The organism is uncultured Aquitalea sp., from assembly GCF_945957525.1.
In the GTDB taxonomy this organism is placed as follows: Bacteria; Pseudomonadota; Gammaproteobacteria; order Burkholderiales; family Chromobacteriaceae; genus Aquitalea.
The window spans coordinates 87,761-106,545 of sequence record NZ_CAMFLA010000005.1; the positions used below are offsets into that span (position 1 = coordinate 87,761).

15 protein-coding genes and 1 riboswitch are annotated in these 18,785 nt (G+C 63.7%); of the genes, 4 read left to right on the top strand and 11 right to left on the bottom strand.

All coding sequences use genetic code 11. From position 1 onward, the window contains the following. Positions 1–25: 25 nt before the first annotated feature. The 10 genes from Q0P52_RS06390 to Q0P52_RS06435 all read right to left on the bottom strand — a co-directional run bounded on the left by Q0P52_RS06390 (position 26) and on the right by Q0P52_RS06435 (position 13,789). On the bottom strand, positions 26–1,144 hold the full coding sequence (locus Q0P52_RS06390) for a YHYH protein (RefSeq protein ID WP_293760184.1): 1,119 nt from the start codon (positions 1,142–1,144) through the stop codon (positions 26–28). Positions 1,145–1,211: 67 nt separating this feature from the next. Continuing rightward, complete coding sequence (locus Q0P52_RS06395) at positions 1,212–3,113, bottom strand: diguanylate cyclase (RefSeq protein ID WP_293760182.1); 1,902 nt, start codon at positions 3,111–3,113, stop codon at positions 1,212–1,214. After that, on the bottom strand, positions 3,106–4,194 hold the full coding sequence (locus tag Q0P52_RS06400) for an HD domain-containing phosphohydrolase (RefSeq protein WP_293760180.1): 1,089 nt from the start codon (positions 4,192–4,194) through the stop codon (positions 3,106–3,108). Before Q0P52_RS06400 ends, Q0P52_RS06395 begins: the two co-directional genes overlap by 8 nt. Before the next feature lie 3 nt (positions 4,195–4,197). Continuing rightward, a complete protein-coding gene (locus Q0P52_RS06405) occupies positions 4,198–7,236 on the bottom strand; it encodes a PAS domain-containing hybrid sensor histidine kinase/response regulator (protein WP_293760178.1) in 3,039 nt (1,012 codons plus the stop codon). A 55-nt stretch (positions 7,237–7,291) separates the two neighbouring features. Then, positions 7,292–7,663 (bottom strand): response regulator, encoded by a 372-nt coding sequence (locus Q0P52_RS06410; protein WP_293760176.1) that lies wholly within the window; start codon positions 7,661–7,663, stop codon positions 7,292–7,294. Next, entirely contained in the window at positions 7,660–9,351 is a 1,692-nt protein-coding gene (locus Q0P52_RS06415) for an ATP-binding protein (RefSeq protein ID WP_293813683.1), read from the bottom strand. Before Q0P52_RS06415 ends, Q0P52_RS06410 begins: the two co-directional genes overlap by 4 nt. Positions 9,352–9,530: 179 nt before the next feature. Next, positions 9,531–10,352 (bottom strand): hypothetical protein, encoded by an 822-nt coding sequence (locus tag Q0P52_RS06420; protein ID WP_293760173.1) that lies wholly within the window; start codon positions 10,350–10,352, stop codon positions 9,531–9,533. A gap of 356 nt (positions 10,353–10,708) precedes the next feature. Beyond that, positions 10,709–11,914, bottom strand: a complete 1,206-nt coding sequence (locus Q0P52_RS06425; protein WP_293760171.1) for a DUF1501 domain-containing protein — start codon at positions 11,912–11,914, stop codon at positions 10,709–10,711. A 19-nt stretch (positions 11,915–11,933) separates the two neighbouring features. Next, entirely contained in the window at positions 11,934–13,376 is a 1,443-nt protein-coding gene (locus tag Q0P52_RS06430) for a DUF1800 domain-containing protein (RefSeq protein WP_293760169.1), read from the bottom strand. A 77-nt stretch (positions 13,377–13,453) separates the two neighbouring features. Beyond that, positions 13,454–13,789, bottom strand: a complete 336-nt coding sequence (locus tag Q0P52_RS06435) for a hypothetical protein (RefSeq protein ID WP_293760167.1) — start codon at positions 13,787–13,789, stop codon at positions 13,454–13,456. A gap of 182 nt (positions 13,790–13,971) precedes the next feature. Continuing rightward, positions 13,972–14,064, top strand: a riboswitch (TPP riboswitch). A 58-nt stretch (positions 14,065–14,122) separates the two neighbouring features. Between Q0P52_RS06435 and Q0P52_RS06440 the strand changes: the two genes are divergently transcribed. The 4 genes from Q0P52_RS06440 to Q0P52_RS06455 are packed head-to-tail and all read left to right on the top strand — an operon-like array spanning position 14,123 to position 18,204. Further along, positions 14,123–15,130 carry a thiamine ABC transporter substrate-binding protein gene (locus tag Q0P52_RS06440; RefSeq protein ID WP_293760165.1) on the top strand — a complete coding sequence of 336 codons (1,008 nt, stop codon included), beginning with the start codon at positions 14,123–14,125 and terminating at the stop codon, positions 15,128–15,130. Next, positions 15,127–15,714: a GNAT family N-acetyltransferase gene (locus Q0P52_RS06445; RefSeq protein ID WP_293760163.1), complete on the top strand. Its 588-nt coding sequence runs from the start codon at positions 15,127–15,129 to the stop codon at positions 15,712–15,714. The genes Q0P52_RS06440 and Q0P52_RS06445 overlap by 4 nt, the downstream gene beginning before the upstream one ends. Beyond that, entirely contained in the window at positions 15,707–17,245 is a 1,539-nt protein-coding gene (locus Q0P52_RS06450) for an ABC transporter permease subunit (protein WP_293760161.1), read from the top strand. Before Q0P52_RS06445 ends, Q0P52_RS06450 begins: the two co-directional genes overlap by 8 nt. Then, positions 17,239–18,204 (top strand): ABC transporter ATP-binding protein, encoded by a 966-nt coding sequence (locus Q0P52_RS06455; RefSeq protein ID WP_293760159.1) that lies wholly within the window; start codon positions 17,239–17,241, stop codon positions 18,202–18,204. Before Q0P52_RS06450 ends, Q0P52_RS06455 begins: the two co-directional genes overlap by 7 nt. Positions 18,205–18,239: 35 nt before the next feature. On the opposite strand, the gene Q0P52_RS06460 is transcribed toward Q0P52_RS06455, so the two are convergent. Then, positions 18,240–18,728, bottom strand: a complete 489-nt coding sequence (locus Q0P52_RS06460; RefSeq protein ID WP_293760157.1) for a YbaK/EbsC family protein — start codon at positions 18,726–18,728, stop codon at positions 18,240–18,242. Positions 18,729–18,785 lie beyond the last annotated feature (57 nt).

Consider the following 18,785-nt stretch of genomic DNA (forward strand, 5'->3'; position numbering starts at 1 on the left):
AACGGCGTTTCTACTTGTCCGCCAGTCAGGGGCGCGGCGTGCCGGCCGGCACGCAGGCCAGCGCCTCACCCAGCTGCTGGCAGCTGCCCTCCAGCGCTTCGCCCCGGCGACCGGTAAAGCTGCAAGTCGAGCCGGCAGTGCGAGCGCGGCAGGCCTGCATCGCCTCCGGCGGGGGGTGGCGGCGGCCGGACGGGGCGTCCATCGCGCTGGGGGGAGGATGATTGGAACCGGCATCATCGGCTTTGCCGGCCTTGGCCGTGGCTCCGGCGCGGACCGGCGATCCGCGGAAGCAGCCCAGCGTGTAGGGAAACTCTCGCGTCATCACGTAGTGATAGATGCTGACCAGCCGGCCATTCCACAGTACCCGCGAGACTCTGCCGTGGCAGGCGTCGAGATCGCTGTTTTTCAGTTCGCGGCCGTTGTCGTCAAACAGGCTGTAGATGCCGTAGCCGTCCAACGCATAGCCCACCAGACGCTGGTTTTCCTTGATGCCGGGCATGCAGGGGCTGGGGCCGTGGTAGTGGTAGCGTCCGGCTCGCTCGGGATGGCCGTTGCAGCTGTCCTGCACCTCATGCGCCACAGCGTCGCGGCCCTCGTCGTCCAGTGCGTTGAAGATCGGCACACCGTTCAGGGCGACGCCTATCGGCCCCATCGGTAGACAGGCTGGGTCTGCGGCGGCTTGCGGCTCCAGCGGCAGATTCCAGACAAAGTCCTGCTGGTGGATGGCGTTGGGGTTGCGGTCTATCTGGTAGACAGGGTCTGAAACGGCCACGGGGAAGATGCCGGTGGCCGCGGCCACCGGCAGGCCGTTGCCGCTGATTTGGCGTTGGCCGTTTTGGGTCAGCGCCTGAAAGCTGGCTTGCGGCCAGAGCACCTGCCCCAGCACATGCAGCTTGGCGGTTTCGTCCCAGGTGTTGTCGGCTTTGATCCAGGGGCCCTTGCGTTGCGCGCCGCCGCCGTGAAAGCGGGTTTGACAGGCAAAGACATGGCCGGCGCGGGGAGCGGCGCTGACGCGGCCATCGCCCAGCGGCAGGGCGCGGCCGTTCAGGGTCAGAGTTTTGCCCGGGGCTTGCCAGTCGTGCGCCTTGGCGGGCAGGGTAGTCAGCAGGGCCAGCAGGCTCAGGGCGCGGATGGAAAGGGGCATGGCTATCCTCCTGTAAAACGGGCCTTGGGTTGGGGCCCGCTTCTTCGGCCAACCTGGGCCGCGGCGGTCAGTCCGCGGACTCCACCCGGTTGCGCCCGCTGCGCTTGGCGCGGTACAGCGCCTGATCAGCGGCCTTGATCAGCGATTCGATATTGGCGTGGTCGCCCTGCATTTCGGCAACGCCGATACTGACGGTGATACGCTGCGTTTGCTGCGCCGTCACCATGGCGTGGCCGGCTACCGTGGTGCGGATGCGTTCGGCCACCTGGATGCCGGTGTTCAGCCGGGTATCCGGCAGCAGGATGAGGAACTCCTCGCCGCCAAAGCGGCAGATCACGTCGCTGCGACGACAGAGCATGCGCAGGATGCCGGCCAGTTCTTGCAGGATGGCATCGCCCACATCATGGCCCTGTTCATCGTTGACCTGTTTGAAGTAATCGATGTCCAGCATCAGCGCCGTCAGCGGCTGCTGGCTGCGGCGGGCTTCTTCCCACACTTGCGGCAGGTAGCGCATGGCGTAGCGGCGGTTGTAGAGGCCGGTGAGACCGTCGGTTTGCGCGGCCTCCTGCGCCATCTGGTTGTCGATGGACAGCGCTTCCAGATGGCGTTTGAGCTGCTCTTGCTGCATGAGCAGGTTGCGTTGTTCCTGAATGATGCGTTGGCCGGCCAGCAGGCGCGCCTGCAGGATGCGCGGCGGAATGGGCTTGCTGATGAAGTCGTCCGCGCCGCTGCCGAAGACTTCCTCGAGGCTGTCTTCGTCGTCCAGCACAGTGAGCACGATGATGTAGAGCTGGCGCCCGGCCGGCGTGGCGCGCAGCTTGCGGATCAACTCCAGCCCGTCCATTTCCGGCATGGCCAGATCGGTAATGACCACCTGCGGCGGCTGTTGCACCACCAGTTCAAACGCCTCTTGGCCGTTGGCTGCCACATCCACGCGGTGTCCCAGCAGCTCCAGTAAGCGGCGCAGCAGCAAACGCTGGCTGGGTTCGTCTTCCACCACCAGGATGTGCATCGCCTCTTGTTCGTTGTCCGGGCTCTCCTGGCGCGGTGCAATGGCCTGCCGGCGCTCCAGAACGGCAAAGGGCTCTTCATCCGGGCTGGCGATGCCCAGCTGGGCGTTCCAGTCTCGCCATTCGCGCAGGGCTTCGTCGCACAGGCGGGCGAAGTGGCCGATATCGATATCCAGCTGAATGGCCTGTTTTTTCAGGTCGGCATAGCGCTGTACGCGGAATTCGCCGCTGAGCAGGAACAGCTCGGCCATGCGGTTGGCCAGTTGCAGGCAGCGGGTAAGGCGGGCGGTGCGGGAGTTTTCGGGCTGGCGCAGGGTTTCCGGCGCTTCCTGATGGCTGACGGCCTCGCAGAACATGGCCGGCAGGCCCCAGTCGCGCAGCAAGGCCGCGGCGACTTCAAGATGGGTGTAGCCGAACAGCTGGCTTTCCGCCTCGCTCATGAGCGGGTCGTAGGGGTGGCCGTGTTCGCGGATCAGCTCGCTGTAGGCGTCCGGGTGCAGCGTGGCCATGGACAGTTGGCCAATGGTGGACATGATGCCCAGCGTGAAGAGTTCGCCGGCCGGCGCCAGTCGCAGCTGCATGCCCAGTTGTTGCATGGCGGCGCCGCAGGCCAGCGCGCGCGACCAGTGACGGTCGTAGTCAAAGGCCTTGCACTGGCCTCGGCGGTATTCCGCCACCAGCGCAAAGGTCAGCGCCACCTGGTGCACGGTGTTCAGCCCGATGGACATCAGCACGTCCGGCGTCAGCGCCACGGCCGGGCGGCTGCGCACAAAGGCGGCCGAATTGGCCACCTTGAGCAGGCGTCCTATCATCACCGGATCGGTGTTGAGCGCGGCGATGAGTTCGGGCAAGGGCACGTTGTTGTGCTCGCTCAGTTGCATCACCTTCAACACCGTGCCTTTGGGCGAGGGCAGGTTGCCGCTGATTTTCAGTTCGTTGAAGCGGGCAGGCTCAAGCATGATGGCCGCCTTCTTTGTAGGGGCTGTGCACGGTAGGCGGAACTTTCTCATCGGCAAACTGTTCGCGGATGCGCTGGACGTCTTCCCAGGCGGCGAACAGGGCGTCGACGCAGACCGGGTCGAAGTGACGACCTTTTTCGTCTTCCAGATAGCGGCGGGCATCGTCCAGCGGCCAGGCGCGCTTGTAGGGCCGGTCGGAGGTGAGCGCGTCGAACACGTCGGCCACCGCCACGATGCGGCCCCATAGCGGTATGGCCTCGCCGGTCAGGCCGGACGGGTAACCGCTGCCGTCGAATTTTTCGTGATGGCTCAGGGCGACCACCGCTGCGCATTGCAGCAGCGGCGATACCGAGTCGTTGAGGATTTCGTGGCCGAAGCCCGGGTGCTGCCGCATGATGGCCATCTCGTCATCGGTGAGCTTGCCGGGCTTGAGCAAGATGGCGTCCGGGATGCCGACCTTGCCGATATCGTGCATGGGCGCGGCTTCTTGCAGCATTTCCTGTTCTTGCTGGGGCAGGCCCAGTTCCCGGGCGATCAGGCGCGCGTAGGAAGACATGCGCAGCAAGTGCGCGCCGGTTTCCGGGTCGCGGTATTCCGCGGCACGCGACAGTCGCAGAATGGCTTCTTTCTCGCGGGCGCGAATTTCCGCCGTGGCCTTTTTCACTTCTTCAAGCAGCCAGGCGGCGCGATTGGCCAGTTGCTGGCTGCTTTTGCGCAGCGCTAGCAGGTTGCGTACCCGCACGGTCAGTTCCACTTTGTCCACCGGCTTGGTGAGAAAATCTCGCGCGCCCATTTGCAAGGCGAGATGGCGCACGTCGCGCTCGGTGTCGGCGGTCACCATCACCACGGGCACGTCTTGCCGCTGGGGGAGGGCGAGGAAGCGGCGCATGAATTCCATGCCGTCCATTTCCGGCATCATGTAGTCCAGCAACACTAGATCCGGCTCGTACAGGCTGCACCAGTCCAGTGCTTGGCGCGGATCGGAGAACGTGTCCACTGTGACGTCGTCCAGCTTTAGCAGGATGTGGCGCAGCAGCAGCAGATTGGTGTCGTTGTCGTCCACCACGATGACGTGCGACATCGCTTATTCCTTTCCATAGCCCGCAATGAAAACCAGGATGGCGTCCATCTCGGTTTCGATGCGGGCGGCGATATCGGGCAGGGCTTGCCGGTTTTCGTCCTTGGCGGCGGCATACAGCTGGGTGGCCAGGGTAGCCAGCGTGTCCGCGCCGACGTTGGCGGCGCTGCCTTTGAGCTCGTGGGCCAGTTTGACCATATGGCCGCCATCGCTTTGCAAGTCCAGCCGCAGCCGTTGCCGCCAGCGTTCCAGCGAGTCGCGGAAAATCTCCAGCATCTCGGCGATGGCTACCGGGTCGTCGCCAAGGAATTCCGTCAGCCGCTTGACGGAGAAGCCGTTCCGGTCCGCCTTGGGCGCTGGGGCCACGGCGGGCGGCTCGACGCCGGGTTGATGCGGCAGCCACTGCGCCAGCCGGGTTTCCAGCGTGCTGTATTCAATCGGCTTGGCGAGGTAATCGTCCATGCCGGCTTCCAGGCAGAGGGCGCGGTCGCCCTCCATGGCGTTGGCGGTCATGGCGATGATGGGCAGGCGGCGGCGATCCGGCTTTTCGCTTTCCAGCTTGCGGATGGCGCGGGTGGCTTCATAGCCGTCCATTTCCGGCATCTGGCAATCCATCAGGATGGCGTCGTAATGCTGTTGGCCGATGGCTTGCAGCGCTTCGCCGCCGTGGCTGACCACATCCACCATGAAGCCCATCTTGTGCAGCATGCTGGCGGCCACGCGCTGGTTTACCGGGTTGTCTTCGGCCAACAGCAGGCGATAGTGGCGGTCGGCGCGCAGGCTGGGTGGTATCGCGTTTTTGTCCGGGGTGTGCAGGCGGATGCCGCTCGGCGCCCATTGCACCAGCAGGGCGTCCAATAGCGCCGATTGCTTCATCGGCTTGTGGAGCACGGCCAGGCCCTGATGCGCAAGCAGGTTCTTGCGTTTGCCGTCCGGCTCCTGCAAGCAGGCCACCATGGGAATGCTTTCCACTGCCAGCATTTGCGCCGCCTGTTCCAGCGTGGCGTCCGGCAGCGGTTCTATCAGCAGCAGCGTGTCCGGTCTGCGACCGGCGGCGGCTTGGTCGCGCAGGGCTTCCAGCAAGCCGGCGAGGCTGGCGCAGGTTTGATGCGGCACGTTCCAGCTATCCAGATACCGGCTCCACAGCGCACGGTTGTCCGGGCTGTCGCCGGCGATCATCACCAGATGCCGGGACGGATCGTCGCGCGCGGTCAGGCAACTGTCGTTGCCGGTGGCCGGCAGCGGCAGGCTGACCCAGAATTCCGAGCCTTCGCCCTGCAGGCTTTCCACGCCGATGGCGCCGCCCATGGCTTCGGCCAACCTCTTGCAAATGGCAAGGCCAAGACCGGTGCCGCCGTATTTGCGCGTGGTGGAGCTGTCTGCCTGGGCAAAGGGCTGGAACAGTCGTTCCTTGGCGGTGGGGCTCAGGCCGATGCCCGTGTCTTTCACGCACAGCCTCAGCTGCACCGTGCCGCCCTCGCGGTGATCCAGCGTGGCGGAAACCAGCACCATGCCGTTTTCAGTGAACTTGATGGCGTTGGACAGCAGGTTCAACAGGATCTGGCGCAGTCGCGTGGGGTCGCCGCACAAGGTGTCCGGCACGTCCGGCGTGGCGAAGCTGGCCAGCGTCAGCCCTTTGGAGTGGGCCTTGCTGGCGACGATGTCCAGCGTGCCTTCCAGCAACTGGCGCAAGGAGAAGTCAATGGCTTCTATTTCCAGCCCGTCGGCTTCGATTTTGGAGAAATCGAGGATGTCGTTGATGATGGACAGCAGCGTGTCGGCCGACATCTTGATGGTGCGCACGAAGTCGGATTGCTCTGCGTCCAGCGGCGTATCGTTGAGGAGTTCGATCATGCCGATCACGCCGTTGAGCGGCGTGCGGATTTCGTGGCTCATGGTGGCGAGAAACTCGCTCTTGGCCCGCGCGGCCTTTTCCGCCGCCTGTTTGGCCTGTCGCATCTGCTCTTCGCGCTCGCGCGCCTCGCTGACATCGGCGAAGGTGGTGACGCTGCCCGCCAGCTTGCCGTTGAGCAGCAAGGGCGTATTGCAGACACGCACCGGCAGCGGCGCGCCGTCCTTGCGAAAGAACAGCTCGTCTTCCGAGCGGTAGGTGCGTTTTTCCTGTTGCGCGCGGTAGATAACGCAGTCTTCCAGCGGCAGCTTGTCGCCATTGGGCAGGTGATGGTGAATCAGTTCATGCACGTTCTGGCCGTGCATGTCGATGAAACGCCAGCCCAGCATGTGTTCGGCTTCGCGGTTCATGTAGGTGAGCCGGCCCTGCATGTCCATGGCCAGCACGCCATCGTCCATATTGTTGAGCAGCGCGCTTAGCCACAGCTCCTGTTCTTTCTGGGCGGAGATGTCGCGCAGGATCAAGCGCTGGCTGCCGGTCTTGCCGGCGGCGAAACGAGCTTCCAGCAGCACCAGTTGGCCGTCCTTGTCCGGCATGGCCAATTCGAACGGCCTGCCATGCGCGCCTTGCGCCGCCATGCCGAACTCTTGGCGAAACACCGGGTGAAATTCTACCGGCAGCAGGGCGAACAAGTCGGATGGCGGCCTTTTGCCGGCAAACGTGCGCAGCCAGCGGTCGTTGGCGTCGAAGATGCGGCCGTCCGCGTCGCAACTCAGCAGGAAGTAATCCAGTTGCTCTAGTTGCGCCAACAGGGGGCGCTCATCGACGTTGTGCCCCGGCGCCATAGCCAGCAGGGATTGCAGGTTGATTTTTTCCGCCATGTCCAGCGGCGTGGTCCGATCGCCCAGCAAGAACAGCGCGGCGGTTTGGGCGGCTTGCACGCGGCAGGCGTAGCGGCCGGCCTGCAGGCTTTCGGCAAACCCTTCGCTGTCCGGAGCAGCCTGATCCAGCAGGGCAAGGGCTTCCCGCAAGTGGGCGTTGTCCGCTTGCCAGGCGGTCAGCAAACGCCAGTTTTGCTGTTGCTTGTCGGCCAGCATGGCATGAGGCAGCCGGACGAGGCCGGCAGCCAGCATGGCCAGGTTCCGCAGTTTGTCGACGTTGACGGCCTGGGAGGGGGAGTCAGGCTTCTGCACCTAGGGTGAAGCTCCGTGTGTTTTTTGATATCGATGGAAAGGGCGGGGGCCTGGCTTAACCGGCCGTTCGTCCCAGGGCCGCTTCCAGCGCATCGCGCGACAGGGGTTTGGTGATGATGGCGTCAAAGCCTGCTTGCAGGATGGCAGCTTGTTCATCGCTCATCGCGTGCGCGGTGTAGGCCACCAGGCGCAGGCCTTTCCAGCGCTCGTCGCGTCGTAGCTGCTGGCACAGTTCGATGCCGCTCATGCCCGGCATGCTGATATCCAGCAGCAGGCAGGCGTAGGCCTGCTTTTCCATTTGTTCCAACGCTTCCGCGGCGCTGGCTGCCTGGCCTGTCTGCCAACCCATGCGTTGCAGGAACAGGGCGGCCACCTTGCGATTGATCTCGTCGTCGTCGACGATCAGGATGGTGTCCTGTGCGCTCATTGATGTTTTCCTTCCAGCGGGATGTCGACGTGGAACACGGTGCCCACGCCGGTTTGCGATTCAAGGGTGATTTTGCCGCCCATCAGCCGCACCAGTTCCTTCACCAGCGCCAGCCCCAGGCCGGAGCCGCTCTGCGCGCGGGTGAGGAAGGCCTCGGCCTGACGGAACTGTTCAAACACCATCTCCTGCTGATCCGGCGGGATGCCGCAGCCGGTGTCGCGCACCTCCAGCTTGAGATGGTGGGCGGTCAGTCTGGCGTCGACCGTGATGCCGCCCTTGTCGGTGAACTTGACGGCATTGTGCAGCAGATTGTTCATGATCTGCGTCAGCTTGGTCTGGTCGAGTCGTCGCTTGCCGTCGTCGTTGTCGGCTTGCGAGTAGTTCAGCGTCAACGTCAGTCCCTTGCCGTCAGCTTGTGGGCGGAACAACTCCACCACATCCTGCAGGGCTTCGGGCAACTTGACGTCGGTGACTTCCAGCGGCATGCGGCCGGCTTCAATGCGCGCCATGTCCAGCACCGAGTTGACCAGATTCAGCAGATGTTTGCCGCTCTTGTTGATCATGCCCACCGTGTCCAGATCGCCCGGGTCGGTGAGTGTGGCCTGCAAGAATTCGGAGCAACCCAGAATGCCGTTGAGCGGGGTGCGCAATTCGTGCGACATGTGGGCGAGGAATTCGGACTTCATACGGCTGGCGGATTCGGCTTGCGCCATGCTCTTTTTCAGACGCATGGCCATGCTGTACATGAGGAGTCCGGCCAGACCGAACATCAGCGACATCAAGGCGGCGGCCAGGTAATAGCTGTTTCGATGCTGGTAAAAATCCGCCATTGCCTCTTCGTTGCCCATGCCCATCAGCACGGCCAGCGGATAGCCGTCCACCGCGCGATAGCTGACGGTGCGGCTGATGTGGTCGATGCCGCTGACCTGCTCGTAGCGGCCCTGATTGCTGGCCGGCCACTGTTTGAACAGGTTGCTGTCCTTGATGCTCATGCCGATGCCCATGCCGCTGGCGCTGCTGCGGGCGCGCACGATGCCGTCGGCGCCCACCAGCGTCACCACGCCGGTGCGGCCAAGATAGACATCTTTGTAGAGGCTGGTGAAGTAAAAGGGGTCGACCGATACCACGACCACGCCGCCGAAACTGCCGTCAGGCTTGTTGATGCGACGCGTGAATTGCAAGGACCATTTGTTGGAGGCGCGTCCCTTTACCGGCTTGCTGATGAACAGTTTGCCGTTGTCCTGATTGATGTGGACCTTGAAGTGTTCGCGGTCGCTGAGGTCCACTTTCTTGAAGTTGGGCACGCTGGACATGCGCAGCATGCCATCGGGGCCGATGATGGCGATCTGCACGAACAGTTCGCTCTGGATGATGCCCTTGTCCACGTAGTCGCGGATGTTCATCTTGTCGCCTTCCTGTTCGTACTCGTACTTGAGGAACAGGACGGACTGATCCACGGCGCGTACCGTGCGGGAGATGTGTTCTTCGAAGGCGCGCACCATACTTTCCCGGGTGCGCTGGCTTTCCAGCTGGCTGCGCTGGTAATCCTCTTTCACTTGCCAGATCACCGCGCCCCAGACCAGCGCGATGAGAAACAGGCTGAACATGGGAATCACCCATTCCAGGCTGAGCCTGGCGAGGGCGTGCTCAAACAGCCCGGTGATTTTCATCCTGGTGCTTTTCATCATTGGCTTCCCGCTATGTTGTTCCTGCCTTGCGTGAGGCGGAACTTATTGTGATGACTGCCGCTCGCCGCGACCTTGCGTCAAGGCGATGTCAAGGGAGGTACCCCTGATTCAATGTACAGCATGCCCCTATCATTTTGTAGGACAGCCTTTAGAAAAACCGTGACAAAACGCAAGTTTGCTTAAATCACCGCCCATAGCGCGAGCATGCCGCCCATGATGAGCACGCCCATCAGGATCTGCGAGGTGTTCTTCTCTTTTTGCAGGGCGGATTTCATGCTGGCCTGCGCGGCTTCCAGTCGGGCAACTTTCTGTTCCAGATTCTGGCGGGATTCGTCTTGCTGCAGCAGCGATTGCAGCATTTCCTCGCCGCCCACTTCCGAAATGTGTTCCTTGTCCCAAACGCCCAGCAGTTTGCTCACCTTGTCCTTGAAGAACAGCCCGGTGCGCTGCGCTGCGTCCTGCCAGTCAAACTGGAAGCCCTGGCTCGCATAAAAAGCGTTGCGGCGCATCTTTTCTTCTTCGGTGGCGGTGGTGGGTACATTCACCATGCCGGGGCTGATGGCGTAATCGGGATAGGCGCCCTTGACCCATTGTATGGTTTGCGCAAACAGGAAGGCGTCCAGTCCCAGGCCCTGGAACGCCGGGTTGCAGTTGACGCCGGTTTTGGGACCAAAGGTGACGGAGCGGCTAGGATGGTCCACCCGTACCCAAGCGCAGTTGTAGGCGGCGTGGAAGCGGGCGTCGTCATTGGCGAAGTGCTCCCACTGGGTGCCTTCGGCGCGAGCGAAACCGCGGAACTGCAGGCGAAAAAAGTCCGATTGCTCGGTCATGGCGCGGCTGCGGTGCAGGATGCCGTATACCGGATTGCCCAAGGCGCTGAGCGTCAGGACAGTTTCACCCAGCGGCATAGCCAGCGTGGTGAGTGTGGTTTCGCTTTCCGGCGCTTTGTAGGCGGCTTCCGGCTCAGCGTCCGGTCTGGTGGAGGAGGTCGGGCTGCTCATGGCTGCATGATAGCTTACTCATGCCACCGTGTTGTGCAGGAAATCCTTGCTGCGGTGCGAAAATGCTTTTGATTGGTGCGTTGCGACATGCTGTTTGCAACAGATGGACGTCCTGTCAGGCGCAAAAGCCTGTTGGAGACCCGGTATCAGGCCTGCACAGCGCTTGTTTTGCTGCAGTGCACAGTGCTGGCACGGTAGTTGCATATGAGATAGCGCACTCCCGGTGGCGCCGGGTTTGCGAGTGAGTCTGTCCCGTTGCAATCTGCGGCTTAAATCGTGCATCAAGCCAGCCCGGGCATTGTGCCCGGGCCTTTTTTTGCCTGCCGCCGGTCAGTCTCTTTCAGCGTTGCTTTCCGTCAGGCGCGTAGTATCGGCAGTTTGACGTAGCGGCTGCCCAGCACATTGCGCGCATCCTTGCCCCACCAGTCCTCTATTGCCGTGGCGTACAGCTGACGAAAATCAATGGCGTGCTGCAAGTTGCCGTCGGTCAGTCCGGCCAGTTGCGGTGTTTGCCCGTACAGGCCGCCCTTAACGCGCCCGCCCAGCACGAAATGGCTGTTGGCCGTGCCGTGATCCGTCCCCTTGTTGCCGTTTTCTCGCGGCCGGCGGCCGAACTCCGCGTAGGTCATCACCAGCGTGTCGTCCCAGCGGCCTTGCGCCTGCAATTGCTGACGCAGCAAGGCCAGGCCGTCGCCCAGCTCGGTTAGCAGGCGGTTTTGCGTGTTGTTCTGATTGCCGTGAGTGTCGAAGCCGGTGAGGGTGATGCGCGCCACGGCGATGCGGGCGCCGTTTTGCAGCAGGGTGGCGAGGGTGATGATGGCCTGCTGGAAGGCGCCGTTGGGTTTGGGCGGCGCGGTGGGTGCATCGGCCGGGTTCATGTTGGTCTTGGCCATGATGGCCGAAGGCGCGGCGGGGCGGCTCAGGGCGTCGGCCGCCTGGCGGATGTCGCCTTCCACTTTCAGGATGTGGGACAGGGCGTCGCTATGGCCGCCGGCTTGCTGATCGCCGGCCAGCTTAGCCTGCCGGGCGAAGTCTTGCGGGTTGCTCAGCACCACGGCGCGCGCGCCGCCGTCCAGCGGACCGAGGTTCTGACTGCCCAGTACGACGCCGTCGGCGGCGAAGCCGGCCGGCAGCGGTTGCTGGCGGAATAGGCGGCTGAGCCAGCCATCGCTGAGAAACTGGTTGCTGGCCGAGGCGGTTTCCCAAATTTCGATGGAACGAAAGTGCGAGAGGTTGGGTTCTGGATAGCCCACCCCCTGCAGCACGGCCAGCTCATGGTTTTGCCATAGCGGCATCAGGCCGGACAGGGCGGGGTTGAGACCGACATGCTGATCCAGCTGCAACACCTTGTCGCGGGGGATGCCGATGGCTGGGCGCAAGCGATAGTAGTCGTCGCTGGCGTAGGGGACAACGGTATTGAGGCCGTCGTTGCCGCCCTTGAGCTCTATCAGTACCAGCAAGCGCTGATAGCCGGCCGGGGCGAGGGCGTAGCTGAGATTGGGCAGAGCCGACACCATCAGGCCGGCGCCCAGGGCTTTGAGGAATTCGCGTCGCTGGAACATGGCGGTCTTTCGAGTGGATTCAGTGAACCTGATAGGCCGGATCAAGCAGCAGCGGGCCGATGGCTTGCGCGCCGCTCATGCCCGCCGGCAGCGGCTGCGCCGGGGGAACGGCCAGCAGCAAGCGGGCGGTGTCCTGTGCGCTGCGCACTTGATAGATGGCGCTCCATTCGTCCGGCTGCAGTTTGACGGGCGCGAGGCCGCGCTGCACCAGACGGTTGATGCGGGCTTCGCGACCCTTGGCTTCATCCATGCTGCCGTCCGCTTGCTGGAAGGCGTTGCGGATGGGGGCGGCGTCGTGTTGCAGCCGGTCGAGAAACTGTTTGCGGATCAGCAGGGTGGAACTGTTGATCCAGGCCTCGCCCCCTGGCCAGCCTTTGACATTGGGCGGGTTGAACACATCCTGGCCCAGCTGGCGGTTGAGGCCGGCGATGGCGCGCCAGTCCGGCGGGGTGAGGTCGAAAGTGACCAGTGTGCCCACGGTAAGCTCGACGGGAGATTTCACCAACTGCCCCTGGCTCTTCCAGAACTGCGGCGTCAACAGCATGGCCCGCATCAGCGGTTTGAGTTCGTAGTGATCCCGGTAGAAGAGGTCGGACAGGCGCTTGAGCGCGGCTTCGTCCGGCGTGGGGGAGACGAAATTCTTCCACAGTTTGGCGGTGACAAAGCGCGCGGTCTGCGGGTTCTGCAGCAGCATGTCCAGCACGTCGTCGCCGTCGAAATTGCCATGTTGGCCGAAGATCGTTTTGTCGCCGTTGTCGTGTTGACGCGGGCGGTTGATGAAGCTGAAGTCCTTGTCCAGCGACCAGCCGGTAAACGCGCGGGCGGCTTCGCGGATGTCCTGCTCGGTGTAATGGCCTTCGCCCAGCGTGAACAGCTCCATCACTTCGCGGGCGAAGTTTTCATTGGGTTGGCCAACGCGGTTGTTGGCGGTGTCGAGGTAACGCATCATCGCCGGGTCGTGCGCCACGGCGTGCAACATGGAGCCGAAATTGCCCAAGGCGTAGCGGCGCAGCAGCATGTTTTGTTGGTACATCAGCTGCGGCACGCCTACTTTGTCCAGCCCGGAAACAAAGTGGTTATGCCAGAACAGGGTCATCTTTTCCGTGATCGGGCTGGGGGTGATGCGCATCTCCTCCAGCCACCAGCCGCGCAGTTCCTGCGCGTGATCGTTGCGCTCTTTCTGCAGCGCTTTTTTTTGTTCTTCGCTGAGGTTGCCCTGATTGGGGCGGTCAAAGGGCTCGTTGACCCAGCCGGGCGGCGATGTCAGTGCGGTGCTGACCGTATGCGACAGCAAGCGGTCTACAGCGGCCTCCCTGCTGAGCGGGGCGTACACGGCGATTTGTGCCGGATTGGCGCCAAAGCCCGTGCGGGATAGCAGATGGCGTGCGCCGTCTTCGCCGATGCCGGCCCGGGCCAGCGTGGAAACAAGGCATAACAGCAGGGCGGGAAGCAGGGGTTTCACAATGTCGCCTCTACGGTTGGACGAAGATCAGGCTCCCGGGCGCTGGGCCGGGGAGCCTTGGGGTGTATGCCGTCAGTTTACTTGCCGATTTCCTTGCTGACCGTGTTTTCTTCCTGATTCAGCGTGCGCTGTTCTTTCTTGGTGATGTGACCCTTGTGCTGGCGGGCGTCGGCGCGTTCCTGCTGGCGCAGGGCGTTATCTTGCTGGTGCAGTTCATGCGCTTGCTGGCGATTGATTTCGCCTTCGCGGCGTTCGCGGTTGATGCGGTGGTCCTGGCGCTCCAGCCGGTGATTGACTTCGGCGCGGCGCGGGTGATCTTTCTGCCATTGGGTTTCGGCGGATGCGGTGCTGGACAGGGTTGCCAGCGCAATGGCGGCGAAGCTGAAGAGGGTGAAGACGCGATTGGTTTTCATGATGAATCTCCTGGACGTTTGTTTCGGGTGTACCGGATGTCCGGCAAGCGTGCTGTTGTTGTGGCTTCATCATGGTGGGAATGTGTGTACAATCCGTTTTCCGTCCGGCGGCCTTTATTAAGTTGTATGAATATTGCGTAACGTCGTGTAACGGATGCTGCCCCTCCCGCCTGCGGGAAGGGCGCAATCACCGGGGGTGCCCTTGTCGGGCTGAGAGATACCCTAAGAACCTGATCTGGTTAATCCCAGCGGAGGGAGCGTGATGCAGCACGGCCCGTCGGCCCGTCGTCCCGCTTGCTCCTGCGATTGGCAAGAATTCGCATGGAGAATGTCATGAAGTTGATTCCATCTACCCTGATGCTGTCTTTGTCGCTGTTTGCCGCTTTTGCCGGCGCCGCCGAATTGCGCGTGCTGACGCACAGCTCCTTTGCCGTCTCCAAGCCGCTGCTGGCCGAGTTTGAAAAGCAGAACGGCGTCAAACTCAGCATCGTCAAGGCGGGCGATGCCGGTGAAATGGTCAACAAGCTGATCCTGACCCGCGCGCAGCCCATCGCCGATGTGGTGTACGGCGTGGACAACACGCTGATCGGCAAGGCCCAGTCCGCTGGCGTACTGGAAGCCGCCGGCAAGGAGAAGGCCGATCCGGCGCTGCCGGGCGCGGTCAGCGTGGACTACGGCTATGTGGCTCTCAACATTGACAAGGCCTGGTTCGCCAAGAACAAACTGCCGTTGCCCAAGACGCTGGACGATCTGACTCGCCCGGCTTACAAGGATTTGCTGGTGGTGGAAAACCCGGCCACCTCCAGCCCGGGCCTGGCTTTCCTGCTGGCGACCATCCAGTCGCAGGGCGAGGACAAGGCTTTTGCCTTTTGGGGCAAGCTGCGCGCCAACGGCGTGAAAGTGGCCAAGGGCTGGACCGAAGCCTATTACACCGATTTCAGCCGCAACGGCGGCAGCCGCCCCATCGTGGTGAGCTACGCTACCAGCCCGGCGGCGGAAGTGTTTTACAGCAAGGAAAAACTCAACGAGTCGCCGACCGCCAATCTGTTGTTGCCGGGCAGCGTGTTCCGTCAGGTGGAAGGCGCAGCCTTGGTAAAGGGCGGCAAAGAGCCGGAACTGGCGCGCAAGTTTATTGAGTTCCTGCGCTCGGAAGCCGTACAGAAGGACATCCCCACCAGTATGTGGATGTATCCGGTGCGCGAGGGAGTTGCGCTGGACCCGGTGTACAAGTTTGCCGAAAAGCCGTCCAGCCACGCGACGCCGGACAGCAAGCGCATTGCCGACAAGAGCGCGCAGTGGGTGGGCCGCTGGACGCGCGTGGTATTGAAGTCCGCTCAGTGAACACGACCATGAGCTTCGAGGTGCCGGATATCGTCGGCGAGCGGCTGATTCTGCGGCATTTGTCGCCGCAAACCCTGCGCGATGCGCTGGCGCAGCGGTTTGCCGAAGCCGCCGCCGCGCTGGGGGCCGCCTTGCCGGCGGCCTGGCAAGAGGAGGCGGCCATTCTGGCCTTGCGTCTGCAGGATATGGAGAGCGACCCCGCTTATGCGCCCTGGTCCTTGCGCGCCATCATTCTGCGCGACAGCGGCGAAGTGGCGGGCCATCTCAATTTCCACAGCCAGCCCGGTCATCCCTATCTGCAAGCCTGGGGCGAGGTGGAGCTGGGCTATACCGTGCTGCCGGCTTTCCGCCGACAGGGCATTGCCCGCGAGGCGGTGCGGCTGGCAGCGCGCTGGGCGCACGAAGAGGCCGGCGTGCGGCGCTTTGTGCTGTCCATCGCGCCGGACAATCTGCCGTCGCAGGCGCTGGCGGCCCGTTTGGGCTTCCGCAAAGTGCATCAGGTAAGCGACCCGGACGATGGACCGGAAGATGTACTGATTGCCGACTGGCCTTTCCCGGAAGGGCCGGTAGCCGGCCGTGAATAAGCGTGTTTTGCTGGCGGCCTTGCCGCTGGCGTTTCTCATCGTATTCAGTCTGGCGCCGCTGGCCCGCCTGTTGGCCGAAGGACGGGGGGCGGTGTCCGCCGGCCTGTTGTCCGACGCCTATCTGCAATGGCGCATCGGCTGGTCTTTTCTGCAGGCCGCGCTGACGTGTCTGCTGTGTCTGCTGATCGGTCTGCCGATTGCCTGGTCGTTCGCCCGTTTCGATTTCTTCGGCAAACCCTGGTTGTGGCGGCTGCTGATGCTGCCCTTTGTCATGCCGACCCTGGTGGCGGCCATGGGCGTGCTGGCGCTGTTCGGTCCGCAAGGGGTTTTCGGTCTCAATCTACAAGACACGCCGGTCTTGCTGTTGTACGGCAATCTCTTTTTCAATCTGCCGCTGATGATCCGCGCCGTCGGGGAAGGGCTGGAGCGCCTGCCCCCCAGCCGTTTGCTGGCGGCCCGCACGCTGGGCGCGTCGCCATGGCGCGTGTTCTGGCGCGTGGAGTGGCCTGCGCTCCGGCCTTGGGCGGGGTCGGCCTGCTGCCTTATTTTCCTGTATTGCTTTTCCGGTTTTGGTCTGGCCTTGCTGCTGGGCGGGCAGCGCTATGCCACGGTGGAGGTGGAGATCTATCAACTGGTGGCCTACGAGCTGAATCTGGCCGACGCCGGTGCGCTGGCCTTGTTGATGTTGGCGGCCACCGGCGCGCTGATGCTGCTTTATGCCTGGCTGGAGCGGCGGATGGCAGCGCCGATGAAGGTGGAGCGCGCCGTGGCGCAAGCCCCGGCGGGCTGGCGGCAGCGCGCCTTGTTGCTGGCCAGTCTGGCCTTGCTGCTAGTGTTTGCCGGCCTGCCCCTTCTGGCGGTGGCTGCGCGCGCGCTGGCGGCGCTGGGGCGGTTGGACTGGGCTGTGGTCTGGCAGGAAGATACCCGGCTGGCCTTGTGGAACACCTGCCGCTTTACGCTGGCGGCCACCGCACTGGCCACCGCGCTGGGCATCTTGCAGGGCGTGGCGGCCAAGGGCTCTCTGGGTTTGCGCGCCGCCGCTTTTCTGCCCCTGCTGGTGTCGCCGGTGTGCGTCGCTTTCGGTCTGCTGCTGTTGTATCCCGCGCTGACCGCCAGCCTGGGGTTGTTGCTGGCGGCCTATGCCTTGCTGGCCTGGCCGTTTGTGGCGCGCAATCTGACCCAGGCGTTGGAGAGCCTGCCTGTCAGCCTGCCCGCCGCCGCCCGTACGCTGGGCGCATCGCCGTGGCGCGCCTTCTGGCGCGTCAGCTGGCCGCTGGCCTTGCCGGCCCTGCGGCGCGGGGCGGCGTTTGCCGCCGCCACTGCGCTGGGGGAGTTTGCCGTGACGCTGTTTTTATCCCGCCCGGAATGGCTGACGCTGACCACGCTGGTGTACCAGCGGCTGGGGCGACCGGGGCAGGAAAACGCCGATCTGGCCGTGGTGCTGTCCGGCGTATTGATGATGCTGTCGTTGCTGGCTTTCTGCGTGATTGAATGGCCCGGCAGCCGACAAGACAGGAGAAAGCCATGCTGACAGTGCAAGGCATCAGCAAGCGCTTCGGCCAACGTGTGGTGGCGGATGCGCTCAGTCTGGAGGTGGCGGCCGGCGAAATGGTGGCCTTGCTGGGGCCGTCAGGCAGCGGCAAGAGCAGTTTGCTGAACATGATTGCCGGCCTGTCCTCGCCGGATGCCGGCACGGTGACGCTGAACGGGGAGGACTTACTGGCGCAGCCGCCGGAGGCGCGCCATGTGGCGATGATTTTCCAGGACTTTGCCCTGTTTCCGCATCTGGATGCGCGCGACAACGCGGCCTTCGGTCTGGTGGAGCGGGGCATGGCGCGCAAACAGGCCAGAGGGTTGGCCGAAGAGGCGCTGGCTGAGGTGGGCCTGTCCGGGCAGGGTCATCGTCGGGTATGGACCTTGTCCGGCGGCGAGCAGCAGCGGGTGGCGCTGGCGCGCGCGCTGGTGACCTCGCCCCGTTTGATGCTGCTCGACGAACCGTTTTCCAGTCTGGATGCGCATCTGCGCGAGCAAATGCAGGCGGAGTTCCGCCAGCGCTTGCGTTCGGCCAACATCCCGGCCTTGCTGGTGACGCATGACCGCGATGAAGCTTTCGCCATGGCTGACAAGGTGGCGGTGCTGCACCAGGGGCGCATTGTGCAGTGTGCCGCGCCGGCGGCGCTGCAGGCCGCGCCGGCCTCGGCCTGGCTGGCGCGTTTTATCGGTTTTGACAATGTGCTGGATGACGGCGTTCTGCCGCAGGAGGCTTTGCGGGTGGAGTCGGGTCAGCCGCCAGCGCGCATTTTGTCTCTCAGCCGGCAGGCCGATGGCGTGCGTCTGGAGGTGGAGGCGGTAGTGGGCCGGCTGGTATTGCGCCTGTCCGCGCGCGAAGCGGCGGCCTTGCCCGTGCCGCCGGAGGTGGGCGGCGAGATTGGTCTGGGCGTGGATCTGGCTCGCATGCGTGGGTTTGCCGCGCCGGACAAAATCTTGTAAAGCGCGAGGGGCACCCAGCCCCTTGCGCTGTGGATTCAGACCTCGGCGGGCGGGCTCTCCTGCGCCGGCTGGCACACATCCACCCACTGGCCCGCTGTCACCTCCGCCATCAGGGCAGGGGTGATGCGCACCGCGCTGTGCACGGCGCCGGCAGCCGGCAGCACCTCGTCAAAATCCTTCAGCGATACATCCAGATACACCGGCAAGGGGCTGGCCAGGCCGAAGGGGCAGACGCCCCCCACCGGGTGACCAGTCAGTTCGGTCACCTCCTCCAGCGGCAGCATCTTGCCCTTGCCGAAAGCATCCTTGAACTTGCGGTTGTCGATGCGGGCATCGCCGCGGGCTACCAGAATCACCACGCGGCCGTCATTGAGGCGGAAAGACAGGGTTTTGGCGATGCGGCCCGGCTCCACGCCGTGGGCTTCCGCAGCCAGCGCCACGGTGGCGGTGCTGACTTCCAGTTCGATGATGGGAATGTCGAGTTGGCGCGCGGCGAAGAAGTCGCGCACGGATTGCAGGCTCATGTCCGCTCCGGCGAAAGTCGGGAAAGAGCCTGCAACACTAAGGCATTTGCCGGCGGC